Below are 21915 nucleotides of genomic sequence, written 5' to 3' on the forward strand. Positions count from 1 at the left end.
GTTTAGACGATCTGCCTGGTGTCGGCGGGCTTGTGTAGCGCGCCGACCAGGATGCGCAGCGCCTCGGTCAATTCCGCCCTGTTACGCGCTGCGCCGAGCGAGACGCGCGCCGCATGCGGCGGTGTTCCGTCCACGGTGAAGGCATCGCCGGCGACGATCGCGAGGCCATTGCGCAGCAGATAGGCCGCGACATCGGGCCGGCTCTCCGGCAATCGTAGCCACAAATGATGGGCGGCGGGTTTGGCCAGGAACTCGAATCCCTTCAGTGCCCGCTGCGCGAGTTGCTGGCGGCCGACCGCCTCGTTGCGAATGGCGGTGATGATGCGATCGGCAATGCCGCTCTCGATCCAGTGCGTCACCAGAGCGACCATCAGCGGTGCTGGCATCTGCACCGTCGCTTGCAAGGAGGCGCGCATCTCTTGCTGCGCAGCGTTGTCGGGCGTCATCAGATAAGCAACGCGCAGCGCCGGCGCGATGCATTTTGACAGCGTGGTTGCAAGATAAGTCCGCTCCGGGATGAGGTTCGCGATCGGCGAAGCCGCGCGATCGAGCAGCCCGTAGGCGTCGTCCTCGATCAGAATCGTATCGGCATCGCGGAGGATCTTCGCAATGGCGCTGCGCCGCTCGGGGAGAAGCGTCGCGGTGGTCGGATTATGCAGCGTCGGAATGAGGTAGACGGCCTTCGGCCTGTGCGTGCGGCAGGCCTTTGCCAGCGCATCAGGCAGGATGCCGCCGTCATCCATGGCGACGCCGACGAGCCTGACGCCGAGCCGCGCGGCGGCGGCCTTGATGCCGGGGAAGGTGAGCGCTTCGGTCAGCACGACGTCGCCGGGCCGCGTGAGATGGGCGAGCAGGTTGAACAGGATCGTCTGCGCGCCGGGAAAGATCACGAGCCGGTCGGCGTGCGCGTGCGGGACGCGTGTACGCATCCAGCGCGCCGCGACCTCGCGCTCATGCGCGCTGCCGCCGGGCGGCTGGTAGTTCAGGAACGCGGTCAGGCCCGATTGGGCGCGGAGGGCTTCCATCCCGGCGATGATGCGCTCGTCGAGCTGCGCTTCGAGCGGATGCGGCGGCACGTTCATCGAGAGGTCGATCGCGACCGGATGCGGCAGGTCGACCGCGCGTCGCGCGCTGGTCTCCGACACGAACGATCCCTGTCCGACCCGGGCCTCCATGATGCCGCGGCGCCGCGCCTCGGTGTAGGCGCGCGTCACTGTGGTGAGGTCGATGCCGAGCGCCTTTGCCAGCGCGCGCTGTGTCGGCAACTGCTGGCCGCGCACCAGCCGGCCTGCGGCGATGTCGGCCTCCATGGCGTCGACGATGCGCTGGTAGCGCGGCCCGCTCAGCTCCGAGATTGTAGGGGTCCAGTCCATGCAATTCAGGCCCATATTCTTTGAATGTATGGATACAAGAGATTATTGTATGGATCATCAAAAAGGAAGAGGTGTGGTCATGGCGACCGGTTCAATCTCTCTGGCGAAGGCGATGTGGCGCGGCTTCTTGGGCAAGTGCCCGAACTGCGGCGAAGGACATATGTTCGGACGCTTCCTGAAAGTCGCCGAGGCTTGCGATCATTGCGGCGAAGAACTGTTCCATCAGCGCGCCGATGATTTTCCCGCCTATCTGGTGATGGTCGTGGTCGGTCACCTCGTCGTGCCTGCGATCCTCGCAATCGAGACCGCCTACGCGCCGCCGATCTGGCTGCAATTGGCGGTGTGGCTGCCGGTGACGCTGTTCGCCTCGCTCGCGCTGCTGCAACCGACCAAGGGCGCCATCGTCGGCCTGCAATGGCAGCTCGGCATGCATGGCTTCGAGGCGAGCAAGCTGCGGCGCGAGGCCGGTGCGCTCGTCCTCGCAAAAGTGAATACGCGCGCGGCCTAACGCGGCGGCGGCGTTTACATCGCGCGCGCGGCCGTTACACTCCATCGTACAAACAAGAACGATGGAAACGCCGATGGCCGCACGCGCGAAAACTTTCCTGCTCTGTCATGGCGCGTGGTCGGGCGGATGGGCCTGGAAGAAGATGCATCCGCTGATGGCGCAGGCGGGCCATCGCCTGGTGGCGCCGACTTACACCGGTCTCGGTGAGCGCGCGCATCTGGCCAATCCCGCGATCGACCTCGAGACGCATATCCAGGACATCCTCAACGTCATCGCCTTCGAGGACCTCAACGACATCGTGCTGCTCGGCCACAGCTATGGCGGCATGGTCGCAACCGGCGTCGCCGACCGCGCGCGCGAGCGCGTGACGCAGCTGATCTATCTCGATGCCTTCGTGCCGCGTCACGGCCAGTCGCTGTTCGACCTCAACGAGGCCGGGCGCGAGCCGATGCGCAAGGCAGCAAGCTCCGGCGACGGCTACCGTATTCTGCCGAACCCGCCGCCGCCGGATACGCCGCAGACCGATCTCGATTGGCTCGACGCGCGCCGTGTGGCGATGCCGGTCAAATGCTTCGAGACCAGCTTGAGGCTCGAACATGGCGAGCCGGCGATGCCGCGCAGCTACATCTCTTGCACGCGCATTCCGCCGGGCGACGTGTTCGGTCAGTTTGCGCAGCGGGCGAAGAACGAGGATGGCTGGCGCTATTTCGAGCTCGATGCGAGCCACGCGCCGAACGTCACGGCGCCGGAGGCGCTGATGGCGGTGCTGGACGGTGCAATGTGATCAGGAAAGCTGAAGAGCGGGACGCCTCCAGTCTGGCAGCGGTGAGCATTGAAGTCTGGTTGAGCACGTATCTTCGGGAAGGAGTGAGCTCATTTTTCGCGGACTACGTTCTTGCAGAGTTCACGGCGCAAAGACTTCGAAGCTCTCTTAGCGATCCAAACCTGTCGATCTGGGTATCGGAGAACCGGATAGGAATTGATGGTTTCGTGACGGTTTGCTCGATGGCTGCGCCGCCGCTGCCCAATTGCTCACCGCTGGAAATCATGACCCTGTATGTTCAACCAAGGCACCAGTCGGGCGGAAGAGGCATCGCTCTTTTGCAGCGTGCCATGGATCATTGCAGGAGCATCGGTGGCGAACGTGTCTGGCTGAAGGTCAACGCGGAGAATGGCCGGGCCATCGACTTCTATCTGCGGCATGGCTTCAAGAAGGTTGGCTCTACGCATTTCAAGATCGCTGACAGCGCTTACGAAAACTTCGTTATGGAGGCAGATATCCGGCGTCTCGGGGGACTGAGCCCGGAATGACATCGGCAAAAATGGTGAGGGGTCCGATGCGCTGGCATCGAACCCCTCGTTGCTTCCTAGTTAAGACGCGCTTTCTTGACGCGAACCGGAACTCCACTTCGCTCGAAAGCGCTTTAGAATATCAGCCGGCCTGTAAGCCGGGTTCTGTAGGGCACCGCCCGCTTGCGCGAACGATACGTGACGGCCATTCCTCTGGGACCATGTTTGCACATGGCCTCGAGCAACCTACCCGGACGGCGGGCCTGACATCGCCCCGCGGCGTTATCGCTTGCGCGAACAGCCCGCTACGCCGTCCCTATTCGGTTTTGCTCCCGGTGGGGTTTACCATGCCGGCCCCGTTGCCGGCGCCGCGGTGCGCTCTTACCGCACCTTTTCACCCTTACCCGTCTACGCAGCTTGCGCTGCTACGACGTGGCAAGCCCGGCGGGCCTGCCTCGCCGAAGCCCAAAGGGCGAAGGCGGGCGGTTCGTTCTCTGTGGCACTTTCCCTGGGGTTGCCCCCGCCGGATGTTATCCGGCACCGCATGTCAAGGGAGCCCGGACTTTCCTCCCCGGCGGCCTTTCGGCACCTGCCGGAGCGGCCGTCCGGCCGACTGACGGGTTACGCATGGCGCATTTGTGACGGTTCCGTCAAGCCGAGATCGCCGCGCACGCGTTCTCGAAAATAATTTATCCTGAAGATGTCGTTTGGAGCGCGCCCCGTTCGACTGGATGTCGGCGACACAGCCGAACAACAGGAGTGAAGCGATGCAGTATCTGCTGATGATCTACCAGAACGAGGTCGAGTACGCGAAGGTTGACACGGGAACCACCCAGAAGATGTCGGCTGAGTATGAGGCCTTTACGCAATCCATCATTCGGAACGGCAATTTCAAGGCCGGCGATCGGCTCCGCCCGACCACGACCGCGACCACGGTGCGCGTGCGCGACGGCAAGACGCTGACGACCGACGGCCCGTTCGCGGAGACGCGCGAGCAGCTCGGCGGCTATTACCTGATCGAGGCGAAGGACCTCGACGCGGCGATCGAGATCGCGGCGCGGATTCCGAGCGCGCGTGTCGGTTCGATCGAGGTGCGGCCGATCTGGGTGTACGACAAGTGATCATTCTTACATTCGTCATTCCGGGGCTCGCGAAGCGAGAACCCGGAATCTCGCTCGACAACTTCGAGATTCCGGGTTCGCGACTGCGTCGCGCCCCGGAATGACGGTGGAGTCAAGTGATCGCATGACATGACCCCGAGCGAGATCGAAACCATCTTCCGCGACGAGGCGGGGCGGGCGCTGGCCACGCTGATCCGCCTCGTCGGCGATTTCGATCTCGCCGAGGACGCGCTGCAGGACGCGTTCGCGGTAGCGCTGGAGCGCTGGGCGGCGTGCGAGGTCCCTGACAATCCCCGCGCCTGGCTGGTCAATGTCGCCCGCAACAAGGCGATCGACCGCATCCGCCGCCAGGCCGTCTTCCGCGGCAAGCAGCAGGCGCTGGTGCATGAGCTCGAACTCAACGCACGAGACACCGACGAGCCGCCGGCAACGCTTGACGACGACATGCTGCGGCTGATCTTCACCTGCTGCCATCCCGCCTTCGCGCCCGAGGTCCAGGTCGCGCTGACGCTGCGCACCGTGTGCGGGCTCTCCACCGCGCAGGTCGCGCGCGCTTTCCTCGTCGGTGAGGAGGCGATGGCGCAGCGGCTGGTCCGCGCCAAGCAGAAGATCAGGCTTGCCGGCATTCCCTATGAGGTGCCGGAGCGCGAGGCGCTGGCGCCCAGGCTCAATGGCGTGCTCGCCGTGATCTATCTCGTCTTCACCGAAGGCTATGTCGCAACCTCGGGCGCAGATCTGATGCGGCCGGATCTCGCGACTGAGGCCATTCGGCTCGGCCGCTTGCTCGACCGGCTGATGCCCGGTCGCAGCGGCATCAAGGGCCTGCTCGCCCTGATGCTGCTGCATGATGCGCGGCGCGCCGGGCGCGAGACGGCCGCCGGCGACATCGTGCTGCTGGAAGAGCAGGATCGCACGCTCTGGGATCGCACGCAGATCGAGGAGGGCTCGCGTCTGGTTGACGAGGCGCTGCGCATACCCGGCCGGCCGCAAGCCTATGCGGTGCAGGCCGCGATCGCGGCGCTGCATGCGCGCGCGCCGAGCTTCGAGGCGACAGACTGGCCGCAGATTGCAGGGCTGTACGAGGTGCTGCTCCGCATCAACCCGTCGCCGGTGATCGAGCTGAACCACGCCGCGGCGGTGTCGATGGTCGACGGCCCGGCACGTGCGCTCGATCTCGTCGATGCGATCACCGCGCGCGGCGGGCTCGACGGTTATGCGCTGTTGCCTGCGGTGCGCGCGGATCTGTTGCGGCGGTTAGGGCGGAAGGAAGAGGCGCGTAAGGCCTATCGTGCGGCAACGGCGGCGACGCAGCTGGAGCCGTTGCGGCGGCTCTATGCGCGAAGGGTGAGGGAGATGGGGTAGTCGCCACACACTCCGTCATTGCGAGCGTAGCGAAGCAATCCAGACTGGCTCTGCAGAGACAGTCTGGATTGCTTCGTCGCAAGTGCTCCTCGCAATGACGGAGTGTGCGGCAGCCGCCGTCACTTCGACGCGACCGTCGTCCCATCCTGCGGCAGGCTCGCCAGCAGCGCCTGCAAGGTCGACAGCGTCGAATGATCCGCAACACCATCCAGTCGCGCCGGGCGAAAATGGCGCTGGAAGGCGGTGACGACCTCCATCGTCGCGGCGTCGTATTTGCCGTTGAGGGGAACGCCATAGCCGTACTTTGCGAGCGCCTGCTGCATGCTCAACACCGCGTCGCTGATGGTGCCGAGCATCAGGGTCTCGCCGCGTACGACCGGTGCCGGCGTCACCCAATGACCGACGCCGGAATTGGCCAGCGAATGCCACGGAAACTTTTCGCCGGGATCTTTCTTGCGCGCGGGGGCGACGTCGGAATGGCCGAGCACCCGGTGCGCGGGTACCTTGCGGCGAAGCATGATGCCGCGGCACAGCGCGATCACGGCGGCGATCTGGCGCAGCGGAAACTCCGGATAGCCCCAGTCGTGACCGCGATTGACGATCTCGATGCCGATCGAGCAGGAATTGACGTCGTCCTCGCCGGCCCAGGACGAGACGCCGGCGTGCCAGGCGCGCTTGGCCTCGGGCACGCATTGCACGATGCGGCCATCCTCCAGCACGACGTAATGCGCCGACACTTCGGTGCCCGCCGTGCACAGCCGCGCCAGCGCGCCTTCGACGTCGGGCATGCCGGTGTAGTGCAGCAGGATCATGTCCGCCTGCCGACCCTTGTTGCGCTCGCCATGGTTCGGCGAGGGGATGATGTCGGAGACGATCGAGGAATCCGGCTCGAACGTGCGCATGTTCGCCGCGGCCTTGGGAACCGGGAGGACGCGCTGACGCTTCGAATCAGATCCAGACGGCGAACCGGACGACATAGGCAGCTCAAGTCGGACAGGAGAGTGGGCCAAGCCCTTCTCTTTACTATTCCTTTACCCTCCGCCGTACGCAATCGCGCGACGCGGTTAACGGATGCATTTTGAACAGGGTGTGTGGATGAGGCATCACCATCGCCTCACCTTTTCGACTTGTAACGAGCCGATCAACGCTTTCTTAACGCTAAGGGCCGTTACTGAGAGATGAAGAGCCGACCCGCGTCCGGAGGCGGCCAAAGCGTATTTTGGCTCGAAATCCCATGGCTGCCCGTCAAATTCCACTGGGAACTCTGGGTTTGGCGCCCGGGACGACCGGGCTCGGTAACCATGTTGGACTGGGGCTTGGTCGTGGAACCGCCGCGACGCGGAATCATTCGAGGCGTTATGGGCTGGTTCGCCCCCGATCTGTCATGGTCGTTCGGCAGGCGTGGCGCATGAGCACCGCTCCTCACATTCCCGTGCTTGGCCGCGAGGCGATCGATCATCTCGCTCCGCGCGCGGGCGGCATCTATGTCGACGCCACCTTCGGCGCCGGCGGCTACAGCCGCGCCATCCTCGACGTGCCGGGAACCCGGCTGATCGCGATCGACCGTGATCGCACCGCGATCGCAGGCGGTGCCGAGCTGGTCGCGCGCGCCGCAGACCGGCTGACGCTGGTCGAGGACCGCTTCTCCAATCTCGCCGAGGTCTGTGCCGCGCAAGGCATCGATGGCGTCGACGGCGTCGTGATGGATGTCGGCGTGTCCTCGATGCAGCTCGACCAGGCCGGCCGCGGCTTTTCGTTCCGCCTCGACGGCCCGCTCGACATGCGGATGGGACAGACGGGCCCGACCGCGGCCGACGTGGTCGCGCGTGCCTCGGAAGGCGATCTCGCCGACATCATTTATCAGCTCGGCGAGGAGCGGCAGTCGCGCCGCATTGCCCGCGCCATCGTCGCGGACCGGCAGGAGACGCCGTTCACGACGACGCGCGCGCTCGCCGATCTCATCGGCAGGATCGTGCGGTCCAAGCCCGGCGACATCCATCCCGCGACGCGGACGTTCCAGGCCCTGCGCATCTTCGTCAACGAAGAGCTCGACGAACTCCAGACCGCGCTCGCGGCTGCCGAGCGCGTGCTCAAGCCTGGCGGCCGCCTCGTCGTCGTCTCGTTCCATTCGCTGGAAGACCGCATCGTCAAGAATTTCCTTGCCGGGCGTTCCAAAACCGGCGGTGGCTCGCGGCATCTGCCGGAGGTGGCGCAAGTCCCGCCGAGCTTCGAGCTGCTGACCCGGCGGCCCGTGGTCGCGGGCGAAGAAGAAGTCGCGAACAATCCGCGCGCGCGTTCCGCCAAGCTGCGTGCCGCCGAGCGCACGACTGCACCTGCGCATGATGACGACGAGCAATCGCCCTGGCCGAAACTCTCCGACGTAATGAGGGGAGGCTAGCCCATGCGCATCATCCACCTCCTCGTCATCGGCGCGCTGATCTTCGCGGCGGCCTATGTCTATCGGATCAAGATGGACTCCACCGCGCGCACCGAGAAGGTGCTGCGGCTGCATGCGGAGATCCGCGAGCAGCGCGACGCGATCGCCTCGCTGCGCTCCGAATGGGCCAAGCTCGATGCGCCCTTGCGCCTGCAGGGCCTGTCCGAGCGCCATCTGCCGCTCAAGCCGGTCAACGGCACGCAATATGACTCGCTGAAGAATCTGCCCGAGCGTCCGCCGCGGATGTTCAGGCCCGGCGAGCCCGACCCGATCGGGGCCATGCTCAACACCATCGAAGCCGCGAGCGATCCTGACACCGTGACGGGCTCCGTGCCTCAGCCCGAGGACAAGCAATGAGCCCGGCAACGCCTGCAAAACCCATGGAAAAGCCGACCGAACCCTGGCGGCAGCGGCTGATCCGCAGCCTGCTCTACGGGCGTAACGTCGACCGCGCGGCCAAGGCGCGCGCCCGCGTCGGTCTCGCGATGCTCGCCTTCGCCTCGGTCTACGCCCTGATCGGCGGCCGGCTCGTGATGTTCGCGATCGGCGCCGACGCGCACAGTGCGCGCCGCGCGGCGTCGCAGGAGGTGGTCGCGACCGCGCGGCCCGACATCGTCGACCGCAACGGCGCGATCCTCGCGACCGACGTCAAGGCCTCGAGCCTGTTCGGCGAGCCGCGCCGCATCATCGACAAGGACGAGGCGATCGAGCTTCTGACCGCGACCGTGCCCGATCTCGACGAGGCCGAGGTGCGCGAGCGCCTTCGGACGCGCAAGGGTTTCGTCTGGCTCAAGCGCGAGGTCACGGCCAAGCAGCAGCAGGATATCCACAAGCTCGGCATTCCCGGCATCGGCTTCCTGCGCGAGAACAAGCGCGTCTATCCGACCGGCAATGAGGTCGCCCACCTCATCGGTCTCGTCAACATCGACAACCAGGGCATCGCCGGCATGGAGAAGTGGCTCGACAATCAGGGCCTGGCCGATCTCCACCGCGCGGGCTTTGCCACCGACCGGCTGCAGAAGCCGATCGAGCTCTCGATCGACCTGCGCGTCGAGCACGCGCTGCGCGACGAGCTGCTCAAGGCCAAGGACAAGTTCCACGCCAAGGCCGCCTCCGGCATCGTCTCCAACGTCAAGACCGGCGAGATCGTCGCGATGGTCTCGCTGCCGGACTTCGATCCCAACAATCCGAAGGAAGCGCACGACCCTGACCGCATCAACCGCCTGACCACCGGCGTCTACGAGATGGGCTCGACCTTCAAGGCGTTCACGCTGGCGATGGCGCTCGACTCCGGAAAGATCAACCTGAACACGTCGTGGGATGCGCGCGGAAACCTGCACTACGGCAAGTTCACCATCCACGACAGCCATCCGCTCGGGCGCTTCATCAACACCAAGGAAGTGTTCACATACTCGTCCAACATCGGCGCCGCGCGGATCGCGCTCGGCCAGGGCGTCGAAGCGCACAAGGCGTTCCTCGCCAAGATGGGCCAGTTGACGCGCCTGCGCACCGAGCTTCCGGAGAGCGCGGCGCCGCTGGTGCCGCGGCGCTGGGGTGAGCTGAATACGGTGACCATCGCGTTTGGCCAAGGCATGTCGGTGGCGCCGCTGCAGGCGGTGATGGGTATCAACTCGCTGGTGAACGGCGGCTATCTGATCCCGCCGACCTTCATGAAGCGGACCCCCGAGGAAGCCGCGGCGCTAGCCAAGCGCGTGATCAAGACCGAGACCAGCGACAAGATGCGGTTCCTGATGCGGCTCAACGCCGAAATCGGCACCGCCAAGACCGCCGACATCAAGGGTTATTACGTCGGCGGCAAGACCGGCACGTCCGAAAAGGTCATCAACGGCCGCTATGCCAAAAAGCGCGTGCTCAACTCCTTCACCGCGATCATGCCCTGCGACGATCCGAAATATCAGATCCTGGTGATGCTGGACGAGCCGCAGGCGATCCCTGAGACGAAGGGTTTCATCACCTCGGGCTGGAACGCGGTGCCGACCGGCGGCAAGGTGATCGAGCGGATCGCGCCGCTGCTGGGCGTCGAGCCGCGGTTCGACCTGCCGCCGTCCGAGCGCCTTATTCTTGCAGCATCCAGGACAACCCAGTAATCAACCGGGGTGGCCATCGCCGGTGCTGATTCGGCTTTTCCTGACGATTCGGCTTCCCGGCGCGGCATGTCGACTGGAAGACCATGAAGCTGCGCGACCTCCTGGGTCAGGATATTTTGGGCAATGATGCCGCAATCGAGCCCGCCGTCGCGGCGCTCGAGGTGACGGGCGTTGCGCTCGATAGCCGCGTGGTCAAGCCCGGCGACCTCTTCTTCGCGCTGGCAGGCAGCAAGACCGACGGCGCCCGCTTCATCGATGCCGCAATTGCGGCAGGCGCGGTCGCCGTGGTCGGCGATCACGCGCCGGCCGCCTGCAAGGTGCCGTTCATCTCCGTCGCCAATCCGCGCCGCGCGCTGGCGCTGGCTGCGGCAAGATTCTTTCCGTCGCAGCCCGCGACCATTGCGGCAGTGACCGGCACCAGCGGCAAGACCTCGGTCGCCGCGTTCACGCGGCAGATCTGGGAGCGGCTCGGGCATGCCTCCGCCAGCATCGGAACCATCGGGCTCGTCTCGCCGAAACGCACGGTCTACGGCTCGCTGACGACGCCGGATCCGATCGCGCTGCACCGGCAGCTCGACGAGATCGCGCGCGACGGCGTCACGCATCTCGCCTTCGAAGCGTCCTCGCACGGGCTCGACCAATATCGCCTTGACGGCGTGCGCGTCTCCGCCGGCGGCTTCACCAATCTCTCGCGCGACCACATGGATTATCATCCGACCGTCGCGCATTACCTTGCCGCAAAGCTCCGCCTGTTCCGTGAACTGGTGCCGCCCGGCGGCGCTGCCGTGATCTCGGCGGATCACGATTGCTCAGCCGAAGCCATCGAAGCGGCGAAGGCGCGCGGCCTGCGCGTGATGGCGGTCGGACGCAACGGCAATGGGGTAGGCGAGGGCATTCGTCTCACCGAGGCCGTTGTCGAAGGCTTTTCTCAAAAGCTGACGGTGCAACATCGCGGCAGGAGCTACGCGATCCGGCTGCCGCTGGTCGGTGAGTTCCAGATCGAGAATGCGCTGGTCTCGGCTGGTCTTGCCATCGGAACCGGCAGCGACGCCGCCGACGTGTTTGCCAGCCTCGAGCATCTCGAAGGCGCCAAGGGGCGGCTGGAGCGCGTCGGCGAGCGCAACGGCGCGCCGATCTTCGTCGACTACGCGCACAAGCCCGACGCGCTGGCAAAGGCGCTGCAGGCGCTGCGTCCCTATGCGAAGCGCAGGCTTATCGTCGTGTTCGGCGCCGGCGGCGACCGCGATGCCGGTAAGCGCCCGATCATGGGCGGGATTGCGGCCGAAAATGCCGACGGCGTCATCATCACCGACGACAATCCGCGCAGCGAGAAGCCGGAAGCGATCCGCGCCGCGATCCTCGCCGCGGCGAAAGGCGCGCGCGAGATCGGCGACCGCGCCGAGGCCATTCGCGTCGCGATCGAGGAACTGGAAGACGGCGATGCACTGCTCATCGCCGGCAAGGGTCACGAGACCGGGCAGATCGTCGGCAGCGAAGTGCTGCCCTTCAGTGATCACGAGGCGGTCGCCGCCGCACTAGCGTCGAGGGTTGCATGAGCGCGCCAATTTGGACGGTTGCCGAGGTCGCGCGTGCGCTGGGCGCCGCCGGATCATTTCCGGACACGCCGATCGACTTCGTCACCCAGGACAGCCGGCTGGTGAAGCCGGGCAGCCTGTTCGTCGCGCTCAGCGGCACGCCGAGCGGCGGCTTCGTCTCGGCCTTCGCCAGCGCGCGCGACGGCTGGGAGTTCGCCGACAAGGCGGAAGCCGCAGGCGCAGTGGCGATGATCGTGCCGCACGAGATCGCGGGCATCCGCATTCCCCAGATCGTCGTGAAGGACACGCTGATCGACGGTCTCTGGGGTCTCGCGCGCGCCGCCCGCGCGCGCTTCCACGGGCCCGTGATCGGCCTCACCGGCAGCGCCGGCAAGACCAGCACCAAGGAATTCCTGGCGGCCTATCCGAACGCCTATGCCAGCCCGTCCAGCTTCAACAATTTCTGGGGCGTGCCGCTGACGCTGTGCAATGCGAAGGCAGACGCCAGCCTGTGGGTCGTCGAAATGGGCATGAACCAGCGAGGCGAAATCGCGCGGCTCAGCGAACTCACGCGGCCGACGGTCGCGCTCGTCGTCAATGTCCAGCCGGTGCATCTGGAAAAGCTCGGCTCGCTCGAAGCCATCCGCCGCGAGAAGGTGTCGATCGCGCTCGGCCTGCCCGAGGACGGCGTGCTGGTGCTGCCCGCAGGGATCAAGGCGGCGGAGTGGAAGGGCAAGGTGGTGCGCTTCGGCGAACATGCCGAGGTGCACGAGGTCGCGCATGCGCCGCACGGCGAGAGCTGGCAGGTCGTGGCCATGATCGGCAAGAAGGAGATCGCCTTCAGCCTGACGCCGGGCGCGCCGCACCGCGTCCAGAATGCGCTCGCCGCGCTCGCCTCGATCCGTGCCGCCAACCTCGATCCGGCGACGCTCGCGATCAAGCTCGATCGCGTCGGCATCATGACCGGCCGCGGCGTCGAGCAGGCGGTCGGCGGCATCACCGTGATCGACGACAGCTTCAACGGCAATCCGGCCAGCGTGGCTGCTGCACTGCAAAGCCTGCAGGCACGCCACATGACGGGCGGTCGCCGCATCGCGGTGCTCGGCGACATGCTGGAGCTGGGCGATGACGCACCTGGCTATCACACCGGCCTCACCAAGTATCTCGACGGCATCGACGGCGTCTATTGCGTCGGTCCCCTGATGCGCAACCTCTATGACGTGCTGCCATCAGGCAAGGGCCTCGGCTGGCACGACGATCCCGCCACGCTGAAGCCGGGCGAGGTCGCAAGCCTGCTGCAGGCAGGCGATGTCGTGGTTGTCAAGGGCAGCAAGAAGATGTTCTGGGTCAACAAGTTTGTGCCGGGCCTAGTGGCCGCCTTGCAGGCAAAGGCGTAAACTGCTTGGAAGGCGCAGTTCCCAATCCACCGTTTGCGGCACCAAGCCGTCCATTGAGGTCGCCCGACCCATGATGAAGCGAATGCGCGTGAGGCACGTCGGGGCCAGGAACAAGGCTGCGTGCGAAAGGCGCCATAGGACCGTCTGAATGTTTTACTGGCTGATCGAGCTCTCCAATACATTTCCGAGCCTGGGTGCGTTTCGCACCCTCCTGAACGTATTCCGCTATATCACCTTCCGCACCGGCGGCGCGATCGTCACCGGCGCGCTGTTCGTGTTCCTGTTCGGGCCCTGGATCATCGACCACTTGCGCATCCGCCAGGGCAAGGGCCAGCCGATCCGCGCTGACGGCCCGCAATCGCATCTGAGCAAGAAGGGCACGCCCACCATGGGCGGCCTGATGATCCTGTCCGGCCTCACGGTCGGCACCGTGCTGTGGGCTAATCCGCTCAATCCCTATGTCTGGATCGTGCTCGCCGTGACGCTCGGCTTCGGCTTCGTCGGCTTCTACGACGACTACCTCAAGGTGACCAAGCAGACCACGACCGGTTTCGGCGGCAAGCTCCGCCTGCTGATCGAGGCGGCGATCGCGCTGGTCGCCTGCTACGCGCTGGTGCGGCTGAACCGCGATCCCGCGTCGACCGCGCTGACGGTTCCCTTCCTGAAGGACACGGTGCTGCATTTCGGCTGGTTCTTCGTCGTCTTCGGCGCCTTCGTCATCGTCGGCGCCGGCAATGCGGTGAACCTCACCGACGGCCTCGACGGCCTCGCCATCGTGCCCGTGATGATCGCGACCGCGAGCTTTGCGATGATCGCCTATCTCGCCGGCAACGCCGTGTTCGCCGATTATCTGCAGATCAAATATGTCGCCGGCACCGGCGAGCTCGCGGTGCTTTGCGGCGCGCTGCTGGGGGCCGGTCTCGGTTTTCTCTGGTTCAATGCCCCACCAGCTTCGATCTTCATGGGCGACACCGGCTCGCTCGCGCTCGGCGGCATGCTCGGCGCCATCGCGGTCGCGGTGAAGCACGAGATCGTGCTCGCGGTGATCGGCGGCCTGTTCGTGCTGGAGGCGGTCTCCGTCATCGTGCAGGTGGTGTCGTTCAAGCTCACGGGCAAACGCATCTTCCGCATGGCGCCGATCCATCACCATTTCGAGCAGCTCGGCTGGACCGAGCCGCAGATCGTGATCCGGTTCTGGATCATCTCGGTGATGCTGGCGCTCGCCGGCCTGTCGACGCTGAAGCTGCGCTGATGGTACCACGATGATCCCCGTCACATCCTTCGCCGGCAAGACGGTCGCCGTGTTCGGCCTCGGCGGCTCGGGGCTCGCCTCCTGCCATGCGCTGAAGGCTGGCGGGGCCGAGGTGGTCGCCGCCGACGACAGTGCCGAGAACGTCGCCAAGGCCGCGCAGGCCGGTTTCATCACTGCCGACTTGCGCAACGTCTCCTGGGCGAATTTCGCAGCCCTCGTGCTCGCGCCCGGCGTACCGCTGACGCATCCGGTGCCGCACTGGAGCGTGCTGAAGGCGCGAGAAGCCGGCGTCGAGGTCATTGGCGACATCGAGCTGTTCTGCCGCGAACGGCGGCGCCATGCACCGAACGCGCCGTTCGTCGCCATCACCGGCACCAACGGCAAGTCGACGACGACGGCGCTGATCGCGCACTTAACGAAAGTCGCCGGCTACGATACCCAGATGGGCGGCAATATCGGCACCGCGATCCTGTCGCTGGAGCCGCCGCGCATGGGCCGCGTCCACGTCATCGAGATGTCGTCCTACCAGATCGACCTCACGCCCTCGCTCGATCCCTCGGTCGGCATTTTGCTGAATGTCAGCGAGGACCATATCGATCGTCACGGCACGCTCGCGCATTATGCCGCGGTCAAGGAGCGTCTCGTTGCCGGCGTGCAGGCGGGCGGCACCTCGATCGTCGGTGTCGATGACGGCTATTGCCGCGACATCGCCGACCGGCTCGACCGCGCCGGCAAGAATGTGGTGCGCATCTCCGTCAAGAATCCGCTGGCGAGCGGCATTTATTTCGAGCACGGCAACATCGTGCGCGCCTCGGGCGGTGCCCGCAGCGAGGTCGCCGCGCTCGGCGGTATCGGGTCGCTGCGCGGCCTGCACAACGCGCAGAACGCAGCCTGCGCCGCCGCCGCCGTGCTCGCGATGGGCATCAGCCAGGACGTGCTTCAAAATGGCCTGCGCAGTTTTCCGGGGCTGGCGCACCGCATGGAGCAGGTCGGTCGCCGCGGCAACGTGCTGTTCGTCAACGATTCCAAGGGCACCAACGCGGACGCCACCGCGCATGCGCTGTCGTCCTTTGCCGACATCTTCTGGATCGCCGGTGGCAAGCCGAAGGCGGGTGGCATCACGAGCCTCACACGCTTCTTCCCGCGCATCCGAAAAGCCTATCTGATCGGCGAGGCCGCGGAGGAGTTTTCGGGAACGCTCGGCACGGTCGCGCACGAGATCAGCCAGACGCTCGACGTCGCCGTCGAGCACGCCGCGCGCGATGCGGAGGCATCGGGGCTTGCTGACGCCGTCGTGCTGCTGTCGCCCGCCTGCGCCTCCTACGACCAGTACCGCAATTTCGAGATCCGCGGCGCCAAGTTCCGCGAGCTGGTGCAGGCCCTGCCGGGTGTGAAGCCGGTGGTGTGAGGCGCGCTCTCGTGTCCCGGACGCGCGTAGCGCGAGCCGGGACCCAGAAGCCGCAATGGGCCCCGGCCCTGCAGCGCACCACGCCGCGAAGAGGCGGCGCGCTGCGCTGCGTCCGGGGCACGAGACTCTCCACAACTTGATCGATCCCATTAACCCCCCGGTAACCAACCTCGGCGACCAATGGACGGACCTCTGTCCGAAAGCGGCCGCCCATGCTCTCCCGTGAAGAACGCACCCCCTTTTCCGAGTGGTGGTGGACCGTCGACAAGCCGCTGATGGGCGCCATCCTGGCGCTGATGCTCACCGGCGTGATCCTGTCGCTGGCGGCGAGCCCGCCGGTTGCGACCCGCATCGGGCTCGATCCCTTCCACTTCTTCAGCCGTCACGTGATGTTCCTGGGGCCGTCCTTCATGGTGCTGGTCGGGGTGTCCTTCCTGTCGCCGCGCGCGATCCGCCGCTCGGCGCTGATCATCTTCACCGTCAGCATCATCCTGATCGTGGTGACGCTCGCGATCGGCCCCGAGGTCAAGGGCTCGCGGCGCTGGATCACGCTGCTCGGCGTCAACATCCAGGCCTCCGAAATCGCAAAACCGTCCTTCGTGGTCATCGCGGCCTGGCTGTTCGCGGAATCGACCAAGCGGCCGGAGATGCCGGCGACCTCGATGGCGCTGGTGCTGCTTCTGATGCTGGTGTCGCTGCTGGTGATGGAGCCGGACTTCGGCCAGACCATGCTGATCCTGATGGTGTGGGGCTCGCTGTTCTTCATCGCGGGCATGCGCATGATCTGGGTGTTCGGCCTTGCTGGCGCCGCTGCCGCCGGCCTGTTCAGCGCCTATCTGTTCGTTCCGCATGTGGCGGGGCGCATCAAGCGCTTCATGAATCCGGCCTCGGGCGACACCTTCCAGGTCGATACCGCGATGGAGGCCTTCTACAACGGCGGCTGGCTCGGCCTCGGGCCGGGCGAGGGCATCGCCAAGCGCAGCCTGCCGGACAGCCACACCGACTTCGTGTTCGCGGTCGCCGCCGAAGAGTTCGGCATCGTCCTGTGTCTTGCGATGCTGACGCTGTTCGCCTTCGTCGTTATCCGCACGCTGTCGCGCGCCTATGCCAATGAGGACATGTTCTCGCGCTTTGCGGCCTCGGGCCTTGCGATCCTGTTCGGCGTGCAGGCGGCGATCAACATGTCGGTGAACCTGCAGCTTATCCCCGCCAAGGGAATGACGCTGCCGTTCATCTCCTATGGCGGCTCCTCGATCGTCTCGCTGTCTTATGGTGTCGGCATGATGCTGGCGCTGACACGGCTGCGCCCGCGCACCGAGGTCGAGGCCAGCGGCCACGCCGAGGCGATGCGGAGTTACGCGTAGTCCTTCGTCATTGCGAGCGCGGGGACAGCCTGGATTGCTTCGCTGCGCTCGCAATGACGGCAAAGGCCTTGTAAAAGGGCGTTTATGGACACCTCCCCCCTGATTCTTCTCGCCGCGGGCGGCACCGGCGGCCATCTGTTTCCGGCCGAGGCGCTTGGCGTCGAGCTGATCCGGCGCGGCTTTCGCGTCCGCCTCGTCACCGACGAGCGCGCGCTGCGCTATAGCGGGCTGTTCAGCAAGGACATGATCGACGTCGTCAGAAGCGAGACCGCGCGCGGCCGCAATCCGCTCCAGCTCGCCTATGCCGGCCTCACGCTCGCCGCCGGAACGCTGTCGGCCTACAGCCTGATCAAGCGATTGAAGCCGGCGGCCGTCGTCGGCTTCGGCGGCTATCCGACGCTGCCGCCGCTGGTCGCGGCGAAATTCGCCGGCGTGCCCGGCATCATCCACGACGCCAATGCGGTGCTCGGTCGCGCCAACCGGTTCCTGTCGCGCCGTGTCCGTGCCATCGCGACATCCTTGCCCGGCGTGCTCGACCGCGATCCGGCGCTGTCGCCTAAGACCACGACGGTCGGCACGCCGATGCGGCCCGCGATCCTCGCGGCAGCTGCCGTGCAATACACCGCGCCCGAAACCAACGGTCCGCTGCGCCTGCTCGTCGTCGGTGGCAGTCAGGGCGCGCGCATCATGGCCGACATCGTCCCCGGCGCGATCGAGCGGCTCGAGCCTGCGCTGTGGAGCCGTCTCATCCTCACCCAGCAGGTGCGCGAGGAGGACATGGCGCGCGTCCGCGCGGTGTACGACAAGCTCAAGATCAAGTTCGAGCTCGCGCCGTTCTTCACCGACTTGCCGGCGCGGCTCGCCTCCAATCATCTGATCGTGTCGCGCTCCGGCGCCGGCACCGTCGCCGAGCTTGCCGCCATCGGCCGGCCCTCGATCCTGGTGCCGCTGCCGGGCTCGATCGACCAGGACCAGTTCGCCAATGCCGGCGTGCTGGCCAAGGTCGATGGCGCCATCCGCATCCCGCAGACCGAGTTCACCTCGGACCGCCTCGCCGCCGAAATCTCCGGCTTCGCCGCCGAGCCGGCGCGCCTTGCCGCGATGGCCGCGGCCGCGAAGGGGGCAGGGCGGCTCGATGCCGCGGAGCGGCTGGCCGATCTGGTGGTCAAGGTCGCTGGAATCTGACGCGAAAAAGCCCTTGTCATGGCCTTCCAAAGCGGGGCATCCAGTAGGAAGGGCGCGCGGCTGATTTGGCCGTGACCTTCGCCAGATGCCGCCTTTCCGGCGGCAAGGTCAGGGAACAGAGCATGAGACTGCCGCGCGAGATCGGACCCATCCACTTCGTCGGGATCGGCGGGATCGGCATGAGCGGCATCGCCGAGGTGCTGGTCAATCTCGGCTATGCCGTGCAGGGCTCGGACGCCTCCGACAATTACAATCTCGACCGTCTGCGCAAGAAGGGCGCGAAGGTATCGGTCGGCCACAAGGCCGAGAATGTCGATGGTGCCGAGGTCGTCGTCGTCTCCACCGCGATCAAGCGCGACAATCCGGAACTGATGGCGGCGCGCGAGCGCCGCATTCCCGTGGTGCGCCGCGCCGAGATGCTGGCCGAGCTGATGCGGCTGAAGAGCTGCGTCGCGATCGCCGGCACCCACGGCAAGACCACGACGACCACGATGGTCGCAACGCTGCTCGATGCCGGCGGGCTCGATCCGACTGTCATCAACGGCGGCATCATCAATGCCTATGGCTCCAACGCGCGTCTGGGGGCCGGCGACTGGATGGTGGTGGAAGCCGACGAGAGCGACGGCACGTTCCTGAAGCTGCCGACGGACGTGGCGATCGTCACCAATGTCGACCCAGAGCATCTCGATCACTTCAAGACCTTCGACGCCGTGCAGGATGCGTTCCGCCATTTCGTCGAGAACCTGCCGTTCTACGGCTTTGCCGTGATGTGCATCGACCATCCCGTGGTGCAGAGCCTGGTCGGCAAAATCGAGGACCGCCGCATCATCACCTACGGCGAGAACCCGCAGGCCGATGCGCGGCTGCTTGACCTCACTCCGATGGGCGGCGGATCGAAGTTCAAGGTCGCCTTCCGCGATCGCAAGACCGGCAACGTGCACGAGATCGCCGATCTCATGCTGCCGATGCCGGGCCGCCACAACGCCTCCAACGCAACAGCCGCGATCGCGGTCGCGCGCGAGCTCGGTGTCTCCGACGACGCGATCCGCAAGGCGATCGCGGGCTTCGGCGGCGTCAAGCGCCGGTTCACCAAGACCGGCGAATGGAACGGCGTCACCGTGATCGACGATTACGGCCATCACCCCGTCGAGATTGCGGCGGTGCTGAAGGCGGCGCGGGAATCCACCAACGGCAAGATCATCGCCGTTGTGCAACCTCACCGCTACACCCGCCTGCAATCGCTGTTCGAAGAATTCTGCACCTGCTTCAACGATGCCGACGCGGTTGTCGTCGCCGACGTCTATGCCGCCGGCGAAGCGCCGATCGAAGGCATCGACCGCGATCATTTCGTTGCCGGCCTGCGCGCGCACGGCCACCGCGAGGTGATCCCGCTGCCGGCGGCCTCGGAGCTCGCGGGCATCGTCAAGGGATCGGCGAAGCCCGGCGATCTCGTCGTGTGCCTGGGTGCCGGCAACATCACGCAATGGGCGTATGCGCTGCCCGGCGAATTGAAGGCGCTGGGGTAAGGCTGTGAGCTTCCCCGACATCACCCCTTCACTCAAAGCCGCGATGCCGGACCTGCGCGGCCGGCTGCTGGCGAACCAGTCGCTGGCCGAGCTGACCTGGTTTCGCGTCGGCGGTCCTGCGCAGGTGCTGTTCACGCCCGCGGACGAGGACGATCTCGCTTATTTCCTCGCGCATCTTGCCGCCGACATTCCCGTCTATGTCATCGGTGTCGGCTCCAACCTGATCGTACGCGACGGCGGCATTGCCGGCGTGGTGATCCGTCTTGCGCCGCGCGCCTTCGGCGAGGCGACCGCGAGTGGCGACATCGTCACCGCGGGCACTGCCGCGCTCGACAAGCGCGTGGCGGAGGTGGCGGCGTCCGCCAATATCGGCGGGCTCGAATTCTTCTTCGGCATTCCCGGCACGATCGGCGGCGCCCTGCGCATGAATGCGGGCGCCAATGGCGGCGAGACCAAGGACGTGCTGATCGAGGCGAGGGGAGTCGGTCGCGACGGCACCAAGCATGTCTTCTCCAACGCCGAGATGAAGTTCGTCTATCGCAGCAGCGGCGTCGATCCCTCCGTCATCTTCACCTCCGCGCGCTTTCGCGGCGAGATCAAGGACACTGATGCAATCCGCGCGCGCATGGCGGAGGTGCAAAGCCATCGCGAGAGCGCGCAGCCGATCCGCGAGAAGACCGGCGGCTCGACCTTCAAGAATCCGCCCGGCCATTCCGCCTGGAAGCTGGTCGATGCCGCCGGCTGCCGCGGCCTGTGCGTCGGCGGCGCGCAGGTGTCCGAGATGCACTGCAATTTCCTGATCAACACCGGCGATGCCACCGCGCACGACATCGAGACGCTCGGCGAGACCGTGCGTGAGCGCGTGAAGGCGAATTCGGGAATTGAGCTGCACTGGGAAATCAAGCGGATCGGGGTTTCATGATCGCCGTCATTCCGGGGCTCGCGAAGCGAGAGCCCGGAATCCATAACCACGATCGGGAGTATGGATTCCGGGCCTGCGCCTTGCGGCGCATCCCGGAATGACGAAGCAGATAGGTAATTGAGAACATGCGCATCACCATCCTCTTCGGCGGCTCCAACCGCGAGCGTCTGGTTTCGGTCGCCTCGGCGCAGGCGCTGCATCAGGCGCTGCCCGACGCTGACCTCTGGTGGTGGGACGTCGAGGACAAGGTGCATGTGGTGCAGTCCAGGCAGTTGCTCGAGCATGCCCGCCCGTTCGAGGACGAGTTCAAGCCGGGCACATCCGGCATCCCGATCGCGCAGGCGCTGGACAAGGCCAAGGCGGAAGATCGCGTGCTGGTGCTCGGGCTGCATGGTGGAAGCGCCGAGAATGGCGAATTGCAGGTGATGTGCGAGGCGCGCGGTGTGCCGTTCACCGGCTCTGGCTCGGCCTCCTCGCATCTCGCCTTCGATAAGATCGCGGCCAAGCGCTTTGCTGCGCTTGGCGGCGTCACGCCGCCGGCCAACGTCGCGCTCGATGACATCGACGAGGCCTTCGCCGAATATGGACGGCTGATCGCAAAGCCTGCGCGCGACGGGTCGAGCTACGGCCTGATCTTCGTCAATGCCAAGCAGGACCTCGTCGCCGTCCGCAACGCGGCGAAGCAGGAAGAGTACGTGATCGAGCCCTACATCGCCGGCGTCGAGGCGACCTGCGGCGTGCTGGAGCGCACCGATGGCACGATCATCGCGCTGCCGCCGATCGAGATCATTCCGGGCGAGGGCAGTTTCGACTACGCCGCAAAGTATCTCCTGAAGTCGACCCAGGAGATCTGCCCCGGCCGCTTTTCGCCCGAGATCACCTTAGCGCTCAAGGAGCAGGCGATGCTGGCGCACCGGGCGATGTCCTGCACCGGCTATTCCCGCTCGGACTTCATCGTCTCCGAGCGGGGCCTGGTCTATCTCGAAACCAACACGCTGCCCGGGCTGACCAAGTCGTCGCTCTACCCCAAGGCGCTGAAAGCCGAGGGCATCGAGTTCGTCGAGTTCCTGCATGGGCTGATCGAGCTCGCCGTGCCCGGCGTGCGGAAATAATTAGGACTGGTTAAC

The 21915-nt window shown here is 65.9% G+C and carries 19 protein-coding genes and 1 other RNA gene; 17 read left to right on the forward strand and 3 right to left on the reverse strand.

Annotated elements, in window-relative coordinates; genetic code table 11:
• Positions 1-2: 2 nt before the first annotated feature.
• On the reverse strand, positions 3-1373 hold the full coding sequence (locus N2603_RS12320; protein WP_260388964.1) for an aminotransferase-like domain-containing protein: 1371 nt from the start codon (positions 1371-1373) through the stop codon (positions 3-5).
• Positions 1374-1452: 79 nt separating this feature from the next.
• Between N2603_RS12320 and N2603_RS12325 the strand changes: the two genes are divergently transcribed.
• The 3 genes from N2603_RS12325 to N2603_RS12335 all read left to right on the forward strand — a co-directional run bounded on the left by N2603_RS12325 (position 1453) and on the right by N2603_RS12335 (position 3192).
• Positions 1453-1881 (forward strand): DUF983 domain-containing protein, encoded by a 429-nt coding sequence (locus tag N2603_RS12325; RefSeq protein ID WP_260388966.1) that lies wholly within the window; start codon positions 1453-1455, stop codon positions 1879-1881.
• A 73-nt stretch (positions 1882-1954) separates the two neighbouring features.
• Complete coding sequence (locus tag N2603_RS12330; protein WP_260388967.1) at positions 1955-2665, forward strand: alpha/beta fold hydrolase; 711 nt, start codon at positions 1955-1957, stop codon at positions 2663-2665.
• The gene (locus N2603_RS12335; RefSeq protein ID WP_260388968.1) at positions 2662-3192 is read left to right on the forward strand and encodes a GNAT family N-acetyltransferase; all 531 of its coding nucleotides are present in this window, start codon (positions 2662-2664) and stop codon (positions 3190-3192) included. The genes N2603_RS12330 and N2603_RS12335 overlap by 4 nt, the downstream gene beginning before the upstream one ends.
• Before the next feature lie 117 nt (positions 3193-3309).
• Here the strand turns inward: N2603_RS12335 and rnpB are convergent.
• An RNA gene (gene rnpB, locus N2603_RS12340) (RNase P RNA component class A) lies at positions 3310-3788 on the reverse strand.
• A 150-nt stretch (positions 3789-3938) separates the two neighbouring features.
• Here rnpB and N2603_RS12345 point away from each other — a divergent pair.
• Positions 3939-4292, forward strand: a complete 354-nt coding sequence (locus N2603_RS12345) for a YciI family protein (RefSeq protein ID WP_026311694.1) — start codon at positions 3939-3941, stop codon at positions 4290-4292.
• A gap of 129 nt (positions 4293-4421) precedes the next feature.
• The gene (locus tag N2603_RS12350; RefSeq protein ID WP_260388969.1) at positions 4422-5654 is read left to right on the forward strand and encodes an RNA polymerase sigma factor; all 1233 of its coding nucleotides are present in this window, start codon (positions 4422-4424) and stop codon (positions 5652-5654) included.
• Between the two features lie 119 nt (positions 5655-5773).
• On the opposite strand, the gene N2603_RS12355 is transcribed toward N2603_RS12350, so the two are convergent.
• Entirely contained in the window at positions 5774-6556 is a 783-nt protein-coding gene (locus N2603_RS12355; protein WP_260388970.1) for an N-acetylmuramoyl-L-alanine amidase, read from the reverse strand.
• A 506-nt stretch (positions 6557-7062) separates the two neighbouring features.
• On the opposite strand from N2603_RS12355, the gene rsmH reads away from it, so the two are divergent.
• The 12 genes from rsmH (at position 7063) to N2603_RS12415 (ending at position 21900) form a co-directional block, all read left to right on the forward strand.
• Entirely contained in the window at positions 7063-8052 is a 990-nt protein-coding gene (gene rsmH / locus N2603_RS12360) for a 16S rRNA (cytosine(1402)-N(4))-methyltransferase RsmH (protein ID WP_260388972.1), read from the forward strand.
• Between the two features lie 3 nt (positions 8053-8055).
• Positions 8056-8448 carry a cell division protein FtsL gene (ftsL, locus tag N2603_RS12365; protein ID WP_018640944.1) on the forward strand — a complete coding sequence of 131 codons (393 nt, stop codon included), beginning with the start codon at positions 8056-8058 and terminating at the stop codon, positions 8446-8448.
• On the forward strand, positions 8445-10199 hold the full coding sequence (locus N2603_RS12370) for a peptidoglycan D,D-transpeptidase FtsI family protein (protein WP_260388973.1): 1755 nt from the start codon (positions 8445-8447) through the stop codon (positions 10197-10199). The genes ftsL and N2603_RS12370 overlap by 4 nt, the downstream gene beginning before the upstream one ends.
• An 83-nt stretch (positions 10200-10282) precedes the next feature.
• On the forward strand, positions 10283-11755 hold the full coding sequence (locus N2603_RS12375; RefSeq protein WP_260388974.1) for a UDP-N-acetylmuramoyl-L-alanyl-D-glutamate--2,6-diaminopimelate ligase: 1473 nt from the start codon (positions 10283-10285) through the stop codon (positions 11753-11755).
• On the forward strand, positions 11752-13131 hold the full coding sequence (locus N2603_RS12380; protein ID WP_260388975.1) for a UDP-N-acetylmuramoyl-tripeptide--D-alanyl-D-alanine ligase: 1380 nt from the start codon (positions 11752-11754) through the stop codon (positions 13129-13131). Before N2603_RS12375 ends, N2603_RS12380 begins: the two co-directional genes overlap by 4 nt.
• A 148-nt stretch (positions 13132-13279) precedes the next feature.
• Positions 13280-14383 (forward strand): phospho-N-acetylmuramoyl-pentapeptide-transferase, encoded by a 1104-nt coding sequence (gene mraY, locus N2603_RS12385; RefSeq protein ID WP_018640940.1) that lies wholly within the window; start codon positions 13280-13282, stop codon positions 14381-14383.
• Between the two features lie 10 nt (positions 14384-14393).
• The gene (gene murD, locus N2603_RS12390; protein ID WP_260388976.1) at positions 14394-15791 is read left to right on the forward strand and encodes a UDP-N-acetylmuramoyl-L-alanine--D-glutamate ligase; all 1398 of its coding nucleotides are present in this window, start codon (positions 14394-14396) and stop codon (positions 15789-15791) included.
• Between the two features lie 212 nt (positions 15792-16003).
• Positions 16004-17155, forward strand: coding sequence for a putative lipid II flippase FtsW (gene ftsW, locus N2603_RS12395; RefSeq protein ID WP_260388977.1), 1152 nt, complete (start codon positions 16004-16006; stop codon positions 17153-17155).
• Between the two features lie 84 nt (positions 17156-17239).
• Entirely contained in the window at positions 17240-18340 is a 1101-nt protein-coding gene (murG, locus tag N2603_RS12400) for an undecaprenyldiphospho-muramoylpentapeptide beta-N-acetylglucosaminyltransferase (RefSeq protein WP_260388978.1), read from the forward strand.
• A 122-nt stretch (positions 18341-18462) separates the two neighbouring features.
• Positions 18463-19866 carry a UDP-N-acetylmuramate--L-alanine ligase gene (gene murC, locus N2603_RS12405; protein WP_020607781.1) on the forward strand — a complete coding sequence of 468 codons (1404 nt, stop codon included), beginning with the start codon at positions 18463-18465 and terminating at the stop codon, positions 19864-19866.
• A gap of 4 nt (positions 19867-19870) precedes the next feature.
• Positions 19871-20788: a UDP-N-acetylmuramate dehydrogenase gene (murB, locus tag N2603_RS12410; protein ID WP_260388980.1), complete on the forward strand. Its 918-nt coding sequence runs from the start codon at positions 19871-19873 to the stop codon at positions 20786-20788.
• Positions 20789-20913: 125 nt separating this feature from the next.
• Positions 20914-21900: a D-alanine--D-alanine ligase family protein gene (locus N2603_RS12415; protein WP_260388982.1), complete on the forward strand. Its 987-nt coding sequence runs from the start codon at positions 20914-20916 to the stop codon at positions 21898-21900.
• Positions 21901-21915 lie beyond the last annotated feature (15 nt).

Origin of the sequence: Bradyrhizobium huanghuaihaiense, assembly GCF_025200885.1 — a bacterium.
Taxonomy (GTDB): Bacteria; Pseudomonadota; Alphaproteobacteria; order Rhizobiales; family Xanthobacteraceae; genus Bradyrhizobium; species Bradyrhizobium huanghuaihaiense.